Origin of the sequence: Klebsiella sp. GL120222-02 (assembly GCF_003097195.1) — a bacterium.
In the GTDB taxonomy this organism is placed as follows: domain Bacteria; phylum Pseudomonadota; class Gammaproteobacteria; order Enterobacterales; family Enterobacteriaceae; genus Klebsiella; species Klebsiella variicola.
Genome location: NZ_QEQO01000001.1, coordinates 846856 through 860886, shown reverse-complemented (window position 1 = coordinate 860886; position 14031 = coordinate 846856). Strand labels below are relative to the sequence as shown.

Genomic DNA, 14031 nt, shown 5'->3' with positions numbered 1-14031 from the left:
TCAACAGTGCCAGTGCGTGTCCTGAGGGAGCCATGAGTCAAGACGTCACCGCGAAGATGTTAAAGCCCGATTTTGATAGTGAAGTTTCCGGTCTGGTGCATGGTTATCTGTTTCATGAACAGCGCCCCCCGCAGCCCATCGCCTCTGGCGAGGTGTGCGCCCGTTATCAGGCGCTCGCCGATGACAAGGCGTTTATCTGGTTACACCTGAATCTCAATCATGCCACCGCCGAAAAATGGTTAACCAGCCACTTTCCGGTGGCGGACTTTTTCTTCGAGGAGATCCGCAGCGGCTCGCACACCACCCGCATTGAGCGACAGGGGGAGAATCTGTTCGCTGTGCTCAACGATGTGCTGTTTCGTCCGCAGGATACCAGTGCGGAAACCGCCACGCTGTGGCTCTACTGTAGCCCTAAGCTGGTGGTGACGGCGCGCTTCAAACCGTTGCGGTTTATCGAATGGATGCTGCCGCGTCTGCAGACGCTCAGGGTGAATACCTCTACCGAGCTGCTGGCTTTTCTGCTGGAGGAGCAGGAGGAGGTGCTGGAGCAGGTCGTCCGCCAGGCCAGCCGCCATGTCGACCTTATTGAAGAGCGTCTCCTGAGCAATCACGTGCAGCGCAACCGGGCCGATCTGGCACGGCTGCGGCGGATGCTTTTGCGTTTTCAGCGGCTGCTGGCGCCGGAGCCGGCGGCGATGTTCCGTCTGCTTAACCGGCCGCCGGCGTGGATGGATCGTGCAGTGGTGCAGGCGTTTCGTCAGTTCACCGAAGAGTTTAGCGTGGTGCTCAACGACCTGTCCGGCCTGATCGAGCGTATCAGTCTGCTGCAGGAGGAGATTGGCGCCCGCCAGCTGGAGCAGAGCAACCGCACCCTCTACACCCTGACGGTGATCACCGTTCTCGCGCTGCCGATTAACATCGTCGCCGGTTTCTTCGGCATGAACGTCGGCGGGATCCCGCTGGCGAGCAACCACCACGGGTTTATTCTGCTGGTGGTGATAGTCGCCATCTTTACCCTCGGCGCCGGCTACCTGGCATTCCGCCGGCGCGATGACCTGTAGATTGCGCGTCGAATCAGCTGAGGCTGCGCAGGGCGGCAATCAGTCCTTCGACACCGCGTTCCAGCTTCTCGCGCGGGCAGCCGACGTTGAGGCGCAGAAAGCCGTTGCCCTCAGGACCATAGGTATAACCCGGCATAATCGCCACCTTCTGTTCGGCGATCAGCGCCTGCTGTAGCGCGTGGTCGTCGATGTTCAGGGGGCGCAGGTCGATCCACGCCAGGTAGGTGGCCTCCGGCGGCTGCCAGCAGAGTGCGGGGAAGGCATTGTTAAGCGTAGCGGCGACATAGCGCATATTCGCCTGCAGATAGTCACGCAAGGCGTCGAGCCAGGGAGCCCCGTCGCGGTAGGCGGCGATATGGGCGACCAGCGCCGGCACGGAGGGAGAAGAGAGCCCGTCGCGGGCCTTCAGCGCCTGCAGGTAGCTGTCGCGCGCGTTCGCCTCGGGGATAAAGCCATAGGCCCCGGTAAAGGCCGGAATATTAAAGCTCTTCGAACCGGAGGTGAACAGCGCCCATGGCCCCTGAGCGACCTCGCTCCACGGGATATGGCGGTGTTCGCCCCAGGCCATGTCCATATGAATTTCGTCGCTAATCACCCTGACGCCATGTTTTTGACACAGGGCCGCCATGGTTTGGAGCTCCTCGCGACGCCAGACTTTCCCCGTTGGGTTGTGCGGGCTGCACAGCAGCAGCAGGGTATTCTTCGGTTCCGCCAGCACGGCTTCCAGGCGGGCCATATCGCAGTGCCATTGATTATTCGTCAGGGTCAATGGCACCGGGGCAATCTCCCGGCGGTTAGCGGTGATGGTCTTATAGAATGCATCGTAGGCAGGGGTATGGACGACGACGCCGTCGCCTTCGCTCGACCACTGGCGGATGGTTTCCGCCACCATGTAGATAACCGACGGCCCGTAGACCACCGTTTGCGGATCGATGACGCTGTTAAACCGGCTGGCGTACCAGTGGGCAATCGCCCCGAGAAACGCCTCGTTCCGCCAGCGACTGTAGCCGAACACCCCGTGGGCCAGCCGCTGGCTGACGGCGTCGAGAATGCAGGGCGCGGTGGCGAAATCCATATCGGAGATGGTGAACGGCAGCAGGTCGGCGGCGCCAAACCGGTCGGCGACATAGTCCCACTGTGTGCACCAGGTACCGTGGCGGTCGATGGGGGTGGCAAAATCAAACATCGGAACTTCCTTAGCGAATGTCCCCCTCCGCGCGGAAGGGGGACCAGTGGGGTCAGGCCTGCACGGTATTCATCAATACGGCCATTTCATCTTTTACTGACTGCACCTGCGGGCCAATAACCACCTGCAGGTTATGCTGATTGAGCTGAACCACCCCGATGGCGCGATGGGCTTTCAGCGCGGCGGCGTCCACTTTGCTCATATCGTGTACCGACAGACGCAGACGAGTAATGCAGTTATCCAGCGAAACAATGTTCTCGGCGCCGCCGAGCGCTGCCAGAATCGCCGGCACGTTATAGCCGGATTTGCCGATGGTACCGGCGACGGCTTTCTCCACGCTGGCGGCGGTGTCGATATCGCGGCCCGGCGTTTTCAGATTGAAGCGGGTAATGGCGAAGCGGAAGATGGCATAGTAGACCGCGAACCAGATAGCCGCTACCACCGGCACCAGATACCACTTGGTCGCCAGGCCATGCAGGATGCCAAACACCACGAAGTCGATGATATTGCCGTCGGTGTTGCCGATGGTCACCCCGAGCACCGCCATGATGGTAAAGCCGAGACCGGTCAGCAGCGCGTGGATGACATACAGCACCGGCGCGACGAACAGGAACAGGAACTCCAGCGGCTCGGTGGTGCCGCCGACCACGCAGGCGATGACCCCGGAGATCAGCAGGCCTTTAATTTTATGCCGGTTTTCCGGACGGGCGCAGTGGTACATCGCCAGCGCGGCTCCCGGCAGGCCGCCGAGGAAGGCCGGCATTTTACCCTGCGACAGGAAGCGGGTGGCGCTTTCGGAGAAGCCGTGGGTGGTTGGGCAGCTTAGCTGCGCCTGGAAGATGGTCAGTGCGCCGCTGACGCTGTGGCCGCAGACGTCGAGGGTACCGCCGGCTTCAGTGAAGCGGATCAGCGCCACCAGGATGTGGTGCAGGCCAAACGGCAGCAGCAGTCGCTCGCCGGTGCCGAAGATCATCGGGCCAAAATCCCCGGCGCTGTTGATCATCTTCCCGAGGGCGTTGATCCCCATGGCGAAGACTGGCCACACCAGCGGGATCGCCAACCCGACCAGACCCAGCACCACGGTGGTGATGATCGGCACGAAGCGGGTGCCGCCGAAGAAGGCCAGGGCGTCCGGCAGGCGAATGTTATGGAAGCGTTCATGCAGCAGCCAGACGATAATCCCGGCGATAACCGCGCCGAGGATCCCGGTATCGATCGACGGAATACCGATGATGTTCTGGATATTGTTGGCCTTCAGGATCGCGGCGTCGGTGGTGGGCAGAATGCCTTTCGCCGTCAGCCAGAAGTTGACCGCCAGGTTCATGACCGCGTAGCCGACAAAGCCGGCGAAGGCGGCGACGCCTTTGTTCTCCCGCGCCAGCCCCAGTGGGATGGCGATACAGAACATGACCGGCAGGAAGCTGAAGGCAAAGGAGCCGACTTTGCTCATCCAGATAAAGATGGCCTGCAGCAGCGGCATATCCAGCCACGGCAGCAGCGTCAAAACATCGTGACTGCTTAACGAACTGCCGATCCCCAGCATGATCCCACAAAACGAGAGCAACGCTACGGGCAGCATAAAGGTTTTTCCGAGCTGCTGGAAAAACTCCCATAAAGTGATTTTTGGTGCTGTTTTCGCCGTCATAACACGGTTCCTGATTCTCAAGTGGTCGGGAAGAACTAACGCCACGGCAAGATAAAACGTTTTACCAGTTTTTAGTGCGATAAAAATCACATAATCAAGCGATAATAAGGTTTATAAAGATTGCACAATGATAAAACGTTTTATCGACAGGCAAGGGAGTCAGCCAGCACGTTATGGCTATCGCAAAAAAGATCACCATCAATGATGTGGCGCAGGCCGCCGGGGTCTCCGTGAGCACCGTCTCGCTGGTGCTGAGCGGTAAAGGGCGCATCTCCAGCGCCACCGGCGAGCGAGTTAATCAGGCCATCGAACAGCTGGGATTCGTGCGCAACCGCCAGGCCGCCTCGCTGCGTGGCGGGCAGAGCGGGGTGATTGGCCTTATCGTTAGCGATCTGTCAAAGCCGTTTTACGCCGAATTAACCGCCGGCCTCACCGACGCCCTGGAAAGGCAGGGGAAAATGGTGTTCCTCACCCAGGGCGGGCGCAGCGGCGAGAAGATAGATCAGCGGTTTGATACCCTCGCGGCGCAGGGGGTCGACGGGGTGATCATCGCCGGGTCGATCGATCGCGGGAGCGAACTGCGCGAGCGGGCCGCGCAGGCCGGCGTGCCGCTGGTGTTTGCTTCCCGCGCCAGCTACCTTGACGATGTCGACCTGATCCGCCCGGACAACATGCAGGCGGCGCAGCTGGTGACCGAGCATCTTATCCGCCGCGGCCATCAGCGGATCGCCTGGCTTGGCGGGCAGAGCTCGTCGCTGACGCGCGCCGAGCGGGTCGGCGGCTATTGCGCCACCTTGCTGAAATACGGTCTGCCGTTTCACAGCGAATGGGTGCTGGAGTGCGAGTCGAGCCAGAAGCAGGCGGCGGAGGCGATGGCGGGGCTATTGCGCCAGAACCCGACCATCACCGCGGTGCTGTGCTACAACAACGTGGTGGCCACCGGCGCGTGGTTTGGTTTACTGCGGGCTGGAAGGCAGAGCGGAGAGGATGGCGTCGAGAGCTATTTCGAACAGCGGGTGGCGCTGGCGGCCTTCGCCGACGTGCCGGAGGCGGCGCTGGATGACCTGCCGCTCACCTGGGTAACGACCCCGGCGCGCGAGATGGGGAAAACCCTGGCAGAGTCGATGCTGCGACGGCTGGAGGAAGGCACCGGCGAGGCGCGAAACCAGATTATGCCGCCGCGGCTGGTGACACGGAAATGAGGGAGACGGCGCGCGATGGCCGTCTCCTGAGACGATAAGTTACGGCTGCGGGGCGGCGTCGTCCTGCTGAGGAGCGGCGTCATCCTGTTGCGGCTGGCCTTCCTGCGGCGCCGCGTCCGGTTGAGCAGGCGCTTCCAGACCAAACATCGCGGCAAAATCCTCCAGCGGCATTTTCTGTCCGTTCAGCGTCACCTGGCCGTTAGCGTACTGCAGGCTGCTGCTGATGGCGTTATCTTCCATGGTGGTGATGCGGAACATCTGGCCCATCGCCGCCAGGCCTTTGACCTGCTGATCGGCGAGTTTGGCCGCATCGGCTGGCTGGTAACCTTCCAGACCGGCGATTTTGGTCATCAACTCCGTCGCCATATCCACCGGGATCACCACCTTGCCGTCAAGGGACTGCACCACGCGATCCAGACTGTCCGCCAGGGTCTGCGGTGGGGTGGTCACCTGGGCCGGATCCTTCAGCAGAACCGACAGATTCAGGGTACTTTCCCCTTTGGCATTGCGCCAGCTCAGCGGAGAGATGGTCACCGATGGGTTGCCTTTAAGCAGGATCGGCAGCGCATTGAACAGGGTTTCGGTTAACGCCTGCTGGTACAGTTCCGGGTTTTGCGCCAGTTCCGGTTTTGCCAGCAGCGCCTGAGACTGTGCACTGTACTGCTGACTAAACTGGTGCCACGCCTGACCGTCGACATTATCCACTTTCAGCGTCAGTTTGCCGCTGCCCATATCCTGCCCCTGCAGCTTGAGGCTGTTGACGGTGTAGTTCACCTGGCTGTTCACGCCTTTGCCGTCCTGGGTCAGCGTCGAGCCGCCGTCCAGCGCCATCCCGTCAACCAGCGCCAGCTCTTTGCCTTCGACGCTGATGGCCAGTTTATCGAGGGTCATTTTTTGCTGGCCGATACGTTCGTTGAAGCTGGCCAGTTCGGTGGCGCCGTCGGTGGTCAGGTTGACGAAGCGCAGCTGTACCTTCTGATTATATTCGTTGAGCGCATCGATCTGCCCGCTGCCGGCCTGGCCCTTCAGGCTGATGTTTTTGCCGTCGCGGTCGGCGTCGAGCTGGAACTGACCGCCGCTGAAGGTGACTTTCTCATCACCTTTGGCATAGTCGAGGGCATTGAGCACGATCGCCGACTGGCTGTCGCCGCTGTAGGCGATGCGTGTATCGACGGTAAAGGGAGTGTTGCCTTTGGCGATCTCGAACAGCGCCTGGCTGGCATCATTTTTCACCAGCGTGGTGTGGACCGAGGCCATCGCCGGCGCCAGATTAAAGGTTTTTAATGAGGCCAGCGGGAAGGGTCCATGATCGACCACCTCGTCAAGTACCACGCTCTGTCCGGTGGCCAGCCAGCTGTTGGCCTGACCGGCGATCGGCTTAACCACCAGCTGCAGATGGCTGCTGAACAGCCCGCGCTGGTAATTCTGATAGCTCAGCTCCAGACCTGATTCCGGCGCGCTGCTGCGTAGCTGCGCGTTAGCCTGCTGCACCATATCGGCGATCCGGCCTTCCAGCTGTTTGCCGGTGTACCAGGCGCCGCCTGTCCATACCACGCCCAGCGCCACGATGATGCCTGCTGCGACCAGCGATTTTTTCATAGCATTTGTCCATAAATGAAGCCAGGCGGAGAGACCGCCTGGCTGAGTTGTCATCATTCAGTAAGCGCGACCTGAAAGGTCAGTCACTTACTGGAGCTTATTGAACACGCGCGCCACGCGGCCGCGTCCGCTGACCTGCACCGGTGATTCGTTGGCGGCCACGAAAGCCGACTCGCCCGGCTTGAGCGTCAGGCTCTGGTCACCTTTGTGCAGTACGGCTTCGCCGTCGACGCAGAAAATAATCGCCGCGCTCGCCTGAGCCAGATCGCTGGCCTCGGCGGAGAGGTCGTGCAGCGAGAAGGCAAAATCTTCCACCGGGATCGGGAAGTCCAGCTCTGCGCCGTGCTGCTGCGGCTGGGTCAACAGCTCACCCGCCGGTTTGGCTTCGAACTTGACGTTAGCGACCAGCTCAGGAATATCAATGTATTTCGGCGTCAGACCGGCACGCAGTACGTTATCCGAGTTGGCCATCACCTCCAGCGCCACCCCCTGCAGATAGGCATGCGGCGTTTCGGCGAACAGGAACATGGCTTCGCCAGGGTTCAGCTTCACCACGTTCAGCAGCAGCGGCGAGAAGAGGCCGCTGTCGTCCGGATAGAATTCAGCGATCAGACGGATAGTCTGCCACGGTTCGCCCTGTTCACGGGCCAGTACGTCGCGCAGCACCTGCAGCGCCTTGGCTTTTTCCTCACCCTGCATATTGAGCAGGCTGGCAAACAGCTGGCTCAGGTGAGTCGCGTCCGGCTGCTGCAGGAAGGCGCCAATCGCCGGATGCGCGCTAGCCACCGGCTGCAGCAGGGTGACAATCTCGCTGAACTCGCGAAACGCATTCATCGCCAGGAACGGCGTCAGGGCAAAAACCAGCTCCGGCTTGTGGTTTGGATCTTTATAGTTACGCTCGGCGGCGGAGAGCGGGATGCCGGCGGCGTTCTCGCGGGCGAAACCTTCTTCCGAGGCCTGCTTGTTGGGATGGACCTGAATAGAGAGCGGCTGAGCGGCGCACAGCACTTTAAACAGGAACGGCAGCTCACCAAAGCGGGCGGCAACCTTGTCGCCGAGCAGGGCGGTTTTATCCGCGTCAATCACCTCGCGCAGCGAACGCGGCTGGCCGTCGGCCGCCAGGATCTGCGAGCTGCTCTTCGGATGCGCCCCCATCCACAGCTCCGCCATCGGCAGGTTGTCCGGGTTGGCAATGCCATACAGTTCAGTTAAAGCGGTGTGGCTTCCCCATGCGTAGTTCTGTACGGCGTTGATCAGCTTTTGCATTCTCATTCCCTGTATCAATCAAAGTAAAAATTATTGCTCTATTAAACCAGTAAACCGTGGAGAAGCAACTGCTGAAAGAAAAAGTCGTCCCTGTCTCAGTTTTTGTTAAAAAATTGTGTAAGATTGATCGACTCGCTTTTCTACAGGCACATGGAGTCCCTGCCTGAAACATAATCAGCCAAAGCAGTAAGTGAGAGTACAATGTCGAATAAACCGTTTGTTTACCAGGATCCTTTTCCCCTCAAAAAGGATGACACCGAGTATTATCTCCTCAGCAGTGATTACGTCTCCGTCGCCGAATTTGCCGGCCAGGAAGTGCTAAAAGTCGACCCTCAGGCGCTAACCCTTCTGGCGCAGCATGCTTTCCACGACGCCTCCTTTATGCTTCGCCCGGCGCATCAGCAGCAGGTGGCGGATATCCTTAACGACCCGGAAGCCAGCGAAAACGACAAATACGTCGCCCTGCAGTTCCTGCGCAACTCGGATATCGCCGCCAAAGGCATTCTGCCCACCTGCCAGGACACCGGCACCGCGATCATCATGGGTAAAAAAGGCCAGCGCGTGTGGACCGGCGGCGGTGATGAAGCCGCTCTGGCGCAGGGTGTGTACAACACCTATATCCAGGACAACCTGCGCTACTCGCAGAACGCGCCGCTGGATATGTATAAAGAGGTTAACACCGGTACCAACCTGCCGGCGCAGATCGATCTTTATGCTACCGATGGCGATGAGTACAAATTCCTCTGCATCGCCAAGGGCGGCGGTTCGGCGAACAAAACCTATCTGTACCAGGAAACCAAAGCGCTGATCACCCCGGCGAAGCTGAAAAACTATCTGGTTGAGAAGATGCGCACCCTCGGGACCGCCGCTTGTCCGCCGTACCATATCGCCTTTGTGATCGGCGGGACTTCGGCGGAAGCGACGCTGAAAACCGTCAAGCTGGCCTCCACCAAATACTACGATGGCCTGCCGACCGAAGGTAACGAGCATGGCCAGGCGTTCCGCGACATTCAGCTGGAGCAGGAGCTGCTGCTGGAAGCGCAGAACCTTGGCCTCGGCGCGCAGTTCGGCGGGAAATACTTCGCCCACGATATCCGGGTGATCCGTCTGCCGCGTCACGGCGCTTCCTGCCCGGTAGGGATGGGCGTCTCCTGTTCCGCCGACCGCAACATCAAAGCCAAAATCAACCGCGACGGCATCTGGATCGAGAAGCTGGAGAGCAATCCGGGGAAATATATCCCTGAGCATCTGCGCCAGGCCGGGGAAGGCGAAGCGGTGAAGGTGAATCTTAACCAGCCGATGAGCGAGATCCTGGCGCTGCTGTCGCAGTACCCGGTGTCCACCCGTTTGTCGCTGAGCGGCACTATTATCGTGGCCCGCGATATTGCCCACGCCAAGCTGAAGGAGCTTATCGACAGCGGTGAAGCACTGCCGCAGTACGTCAAAGATCACCCGATCTACTATGCCGGTCCGGCCAAGACACCGGACGGTTACGCCTCCGGCTCTCTGGGACCGACCACCGCAGGGCGCATGGATTCTTATGTTGATCTGCTGCAGTCGCACGGCGCGAGCAAGATCATGCTGGCGAAAGGCAACCGCAGCCAGCAGGTCACCGACGCGTGCCACAAACACGGCGGCTTCTACCTCGGCAGTATCGGCGGCCCGGCGGCGGTACTGGCCCAGCAGAGCATCCGTAGCCTCGAGTGCGTGGCGTATCCGGAGCTGGGTATGGAGGCTATCTGGAAAATTGAAGTGGAAGATTTCCCGGCGTTTATCCTCGTCGATGATAAAGGCAATGACTTCTTCCAGCAGATCCAGACGTCGCAGTGCGCCCGCTGCGTGAAGTAACCCAGACCGCCCTTCGGGGCGGCTCTGGCCGATGACAAACCGGTTTTCGTTATTGTGATCGCCTTTCTGCCGGGTGGCGGCTTTCGCCTTACCCGGCCTGCGAAAAACAGCAATATTAAACAGTTAGGCAATTCTCTGTAGGCCCGCGCAAGCGCAGCGCCGCCGGGCAATCCCGACGATTGCATTTTGTCAGCGGTCTGGGCCGCCCTTCGGGCGGCTTTTTTATGTCGCTTCGCGGCACGAACCACCAAAACAACTTATAAATCTGGCCAATACTTAGTCTTTTAAGCAGGTGAGCTTTGTCGCTATGACGCACTTTGAATCCAAGGAGAAAGTAATGACAACGCATCGCAGTGAAAAAGACTCGATGGGCGCCATCGACGTCCCGGCCGATAAGCTCTGGGGCGCCCAGACCCAACGCTCGCTGGAGCATTTCCGCATATCAAGCGAAAAAATGCCCGGGGAGCTGATTTACGCCCTGGCGCTGACCAAGCGGGCGGCGGCGAAGGTTAATCAGGATCTCGGGTTGCTGACGGCGGAGAAAGCCGGGGCGATCGTCGCTGCCGCTGACGAAGTCCTCGCCGGAAAGCACGCGCAGGAGTTCCCGCTGGCTATCTGGCAGACCGGCTCCGGCACCCAAAGCAATATGAATATGAACGAGGTGCTGGCCAACCGCGCCAGTGAACTGCTGGGCGGTGAACGGGGGATGGCGCGAAAAATTCATCCCAATGACGATGTGAATAAGAGCCAGAGCTCAAATGACGTGTTCCCCACCGCCATGCACGTCGCGGCGCTGATTGCCCTGCGGGAAAAAGTGATCCCGTCGCTGCAGGCGCTGCGGGCGACGCTCAATGAAAAAGCGGTAGCCTTCAGGGATATCGTCAAGATCGGCCGCACCCATCTGCAGGACGCCACGCCGCTCACGTTAGGCCAGGAGATCTCCGGCTGGGTGGCGATGCTGGACCATAGCCTGAAGCACATCGAAGCCAGTCAGCCGCATCTTGCCGAGCTGGCGCTGGGCGGGACGGCGGTAGGAACCGGGCTGAATACCCATCCGGAGTATGCCGTGCGGGTGGCGGCCGAGCTGGCGTCGCTCAGCGGACAACCATTTGTCACCGCACCAAACAAATTCGAAGCGTTGGCCACTGTGGATGCCCTGGTTCATGCCCACGGCGCGCTGAAAGGCCTGGCGGCGTCCTTGATGAAAATCGCTAACGATGTCCGCTGGCTGGCCTCCGGCCCCCGCTGCGGCATTGGCGAAATCGCGATCCCGGAAAACGAGCCAGGGTCATCGATTATGCCCGGCAAGGTTAACCCAACCCAGTGCGAAGCCCTGACCATGGTCTGCTGCCAGGTGATGGGCAACGATGTGGCGGTGAATATCGGTGGCGCCTCCGGCAACTTTGAGCTTAACGTCTTTCGCCCGATGGTCATCCACAACTTCCTGCAGTCGGTGCGTCTGCTGGCGGACGGCATGGCAAGTTTTAACGAGCACTGTGCGGTGGGTATTGAACCGAATCGCGAGCGGATCAGCCAGCTGCTCAATGAGTCGCTGATGCTGGTCACTGCGCTGAATACCCATATCGGCTACGACAAGGCGGCGGAAATCGCTAAAAAAGCCCACCATGAGGGGCTGACCCTCAAAGCCTCGGCGCTGGCGCTGGGCTACCTGACGGAAGCCGAATTCGACAGCTGGGTGCGCCCGGAAGAGATGGTCGGCAGCCTGGCTACTCGCTAGCCAGCCAGAGGTGCAGGCGCGGGATAAGTAATCTCAGCGACTGCGCCTCCGGTTTGTAGCGGTACTGGACATTGTCGGCGTCATAGTTCAGCAATTCGCCGATATCCGGGACGCTGACCCCCTGGCTGCCGGATATCAGCGCGATCAGCGGGCTGGGGCAGGCGTACTGCACCTGTTTCTGCTCGCTGGCGTACCAGACGCGGGCAATCGGCTGCACTTTCACCGGCCGTTTGATTTTCAGCCGCGCTCGCTGCGGCAGGGCGGCGATGTCCTGATACTCCCTCTCAAGCTTGCTCTGCCACTGCTCACGGGTCCACGGCGGCACCGCCCGCGGTGATTGCAGGCTTTTCTCCAGCATCATCAATACCTGGTCGCGGGTCAGGTTCTTGATCACGTGTTTATTGGCCCAGCCGAAGCGGATGGTGCTGGGGTCGATAAGGGGCGTCAGCGTGCGGTAGGCGCTGAGGGTGATCAAGCCCGGCAGGTGGCGATGCACCCATTCAAAACGGGCAGTGGGGGGCAGGCCAGAATCGACGGTGACGATTTTCTCGAAGGTAGCCTTCAGGGCGTTAATATGCTGAATGCGCGCCAGCAGATCCTGCTGCTCCGCGGCGGTGACCTGCAGGCAGATAGCCCCTGGCAGACGGACGGCGGCCTTGCTGCTGCGGTTTTCCGACTGCTGCTGGATAAACAGATGGCTGTAGTGGCGCAGGGCGAGGGCCAGCGCCGCCTTGCCGCTGTGCTGCACCACCGGTATGTTCGCCAGCGGATCGTGCTCGGCATCCTTACTGACCGCCGGCAGTTCAAATACCCGGGCCGCCAGCAGCCGACAGCTGCTTAATGCCTGCTGGAGCGTCTGCAGCTCCAGCTCGATCTGGCGAAAGGTATCATTCAGACGTTCAACAAGATCGTAGCTGGCCATCATTTCACCTTAGTTACAACATACTATTTGATTTTTACAGCATACGCAGCGCGCGGCCGCTGCGCAAGTTTTATTCAGGCAGAGGTAAAATCGGGCAACTGATGATAAACCGGCCAGCTAAAGCAGAAGCGGGCGCCGCCGAGAGGGCTGGCCTCACAGCGCACGTCACCGCCCATCGCCTGGGCGATACTGTGCACAATCGCCAGGCCGAGGCCGCAACCTCCTGTCGCCCGATCGCGGCTGGGGTCAAGACGGACAAAGGGCTCAAACACCCGCTCGCGCTCTTCGGGAGCGATTCCCGGGCCGTCATCCTCGACCTGCAGCGACGCGCGCGGACCCTGCAGGGTCAGGCTGACCGCCACCCGCTGGGTGCTGTAGCGCAGGGCGTTATTCACCAGATTATCCAGTACCCGCTCCATCAGCCGCATATCCAGCGCGCCGTAGTTGCCGTGGGTCAGCGTCGCCAGAGCGACCTCGCGCTGCGGGTTGACCATCTGGATATCCTCGACGTGATCGCTGATCCAGGCGGGAAAGTCAGGCGTCGTCAGGCTGAGTTCCGTCTGCGGGCGGTCGAGGCGGGCGTAGGTCAGGAGCTCTTCAATCAGCGCCTCCAGCTGGCCGATATCGCGGTTCAGCGCTTGCGATTCCGCCTCGGTGAGGTTTTCGCTCATCTCCAGACGGTAGCGCAGGCGGACCAGCGGCGTCCTGAGCTCATGGGCGATACCGTCAATCAACTGCTTCTTACTGGCAATGAGGGCGTTAATGTTATCGGCCATCTGGTTAAAGGCCACGCCGAGCCGTTCAAAGCTGGACATGCTGTCAAAATGAATGCGCTCGCTGAAGTGGCCCTCGCCAAAGCGCTGGGCAGCGGTTTCAATGCGCAACATGTCCTGCCAGTGCGGACGCATCCAGATAAACACCGGAAAGGCCAGCGAGATAGCAATAAACGCCATCAGCGCCACGTCCAGCAGGCGCATTTCATGCAGAAAATAGAGATAAGGCACCGGGCCCACCGACAGCACATAATGGCTGCGGGGAATACGCTGAATAAAGGTGTACTGGTCATCCAGCGCGACAATATCGCCGGCGCGCAGGTGCTGCATCGAGCTTTCCGACAGCTTAAATTTGCTCATTGGTTCGATGTGCAGATCGAACGACAGGTTCAGATCCAGCTCTTTGAGCGTCTTGCTCCAGTCGCGCGGCGGAATTTCCCGCAGCTCGCTGCGCATCAGATACAGCGAACTTTTCATCAAATCGTCCAGCGACTGTCGTCCGGCGCGCTCAGCGGTAAATTTATAGACCAGACCGACCAGCATGGTCATTACCAGAAAGCAAACGAAGAGCAAAAGATAGAACTGCACAAACAGCTTTTTCATTAAATCTCACTTAAATCAGAATGTTAATTACCTATCTTTTGCCTTCATGGCGCGGTGTGGTATGTGTCTTTCCGCTAAAGCGGTGATGCAGGAACGAAACCAGACCGCAGTCCAGGGCGTTTGTCACGGCAGAATATACCGCAAAATCACTTCTACGTTTCACGCCCGGTTTAATGCGCTATCAAAGC

At 59.9% G+C, this 14031-nt stretch carries 10 protein-coding genes; 4 read left to right on the top strand and 6 right to left on the bottom strand.

All coding sequences use genetic code 11. From position 1 onward, the window contains the following. Nucleotides 1–32 precede the first annotated feature (32 nt). Nucleotides 33–1061, top strand: a complete 1029-nt coding sequence (locus N438_RS04275; protein WP_008805082.1) for a CorA family divalent cation transporter — start codon at nucleotides 33–35, stop codon at nucleotides 1059–1061. Between the two features lie 13 nt (nucleotides 1062–1074). Here N438_RS04275 and N438_RS04270 read toward each other — a convergent pair whose 3' ends face one another. Both N438_RS04270 and malX read right to left on the bottom strand, forming a co-directional pair. After that, on the bottom strand, nucleotides 1075–2247 hold the full coding sequence (locus tag N438_RS04270; protein ID WP_022066008.1) for a MalY/PatB family protein: 1173 nt from the start codon (nucleotides 2245–2247) through the stop codon (nucleotides 1075–1077). Nucleotides 2248–2299: 52 nt separating this feature from the next. Next, nucleotides 2300–3892 (bottom strand): maltose/glucose-specific PTS transporter subunit IIBC, encoded by a 1593-nt coding sequence (gene malX, locus N438_RS04265; protein ID WP_012541901.1) that lies wholly within the window; start codon nucleotides 3890–3892, stop codon nucleotides 2300–2302. Between the two features lie 173 nt (nucleotides 3893–4065). Between malX and N438_RS04260 the strand changes: the two genes are divergently transcribed. Then, the gene (locus tag N438_RS04260; protein ID WP_008805079.1) at nucleotides 4066–5094 is read left to right on the top strand and encodes a Mal regulon transcriptional regulator MalI; all 1029 of its coding nucleotides are present in this window, start codon (nucleotides 4066–4068) and stop codon (nucleotides 5092–5094) included. Nucleotides 5095–5133: 39 nt separating this feature from the next. On the opposite strand, the gene N438_RS04255 is transcribed toward N438_RS04260, so the two are convergent. Next, nucleotides 5134–6693 (bottom strand): YdgA family protein, encoded by a 1560-nt coding sequence (locus tag N438_RS04255; protein WP_012541899.1) that lies wholly within the window; start codon nucleotides 6691–6693, stop codon nucleotides 5134–5136. A gap of 87 nt (nucleotides 6694–6780) precedes the next feature. Next, nucleotides 6781–7959 (bottom strand): mannose-6-phosphate isomerase, encoded by a 1179-nt coding sequence (manA, locus tag N438_RS04250; protein ID WP_008805077.1) that lies wholly within the window; start codon nucleotides 7957–7959, stop codon nucleotides 6781–6783. Nucleotides 7960–8160: 201 nt separating this feature from the next. On the opposite strand from manA, the gene fumA reads away from it, so the two are divergent. Together fumA and fumC are read left to right on the top strand one after the other, a co-directional pair. Beyond that, the gene (gene fumA, locus N438_RS04245; RefSeq protein WP_012968340.1) at nucleotides 8161–9807 is read left to right on the top strand and encodes a class I fumarate hydratase FumA; all 1647 of its coding nucleotides are present in this window, start codon (nucleotides 8161–8163) and stop codon (nucleotides 9805–9807) included. Between the two features lie 337 nt (nucleotides 9808–10144). Continuing rightward, complete coding sequence (gene fumC / locus N438_RS04240; RefSeq protein ID WP_046622586.1) at nucleotides 10145–11545, top strand: class II fumarate hydratase; 1401 nt, start codon at nucleotides 10145–10147, stop codon at nucleotides 11543–11545. Here the strand turns inward: fumC and tus are convergent. Beyond that, the gene (gene tus, locus N438_RS04235) at nucleotides 11535–12467 is read right to left on the bottom strand and encodes a DNA replication terminus site-binding protein (RefSeq protein ID WP_008805074.1); all 933 of its coding nucleotides are present in this window, start codon (nucleotides 12465–12467) and stop codon (nucleotides 11535–11537) included. The two genes, fumC and tus, sit on opposite strands and share 11 nt — an antisense overlap. Before the next feature lie 74 nt (nucleotides 12468–12541). Continuing rightward, nucleotides 12542–13843 carry a two-component system sensor histidine kinase RstB gene (gene rstB / locus N438_RS04230; protein WP_008805073.1) on the bottom strand — a complete coding sequence of 434 codons (1302 nt, stop codon included), beginning with the start codon at nucleotides 13841–13843 and terminating at the stop codon, nucleotides 12542–12544. Nucleotides 13844–14031 lie beyond the last annotated feature (188 nt).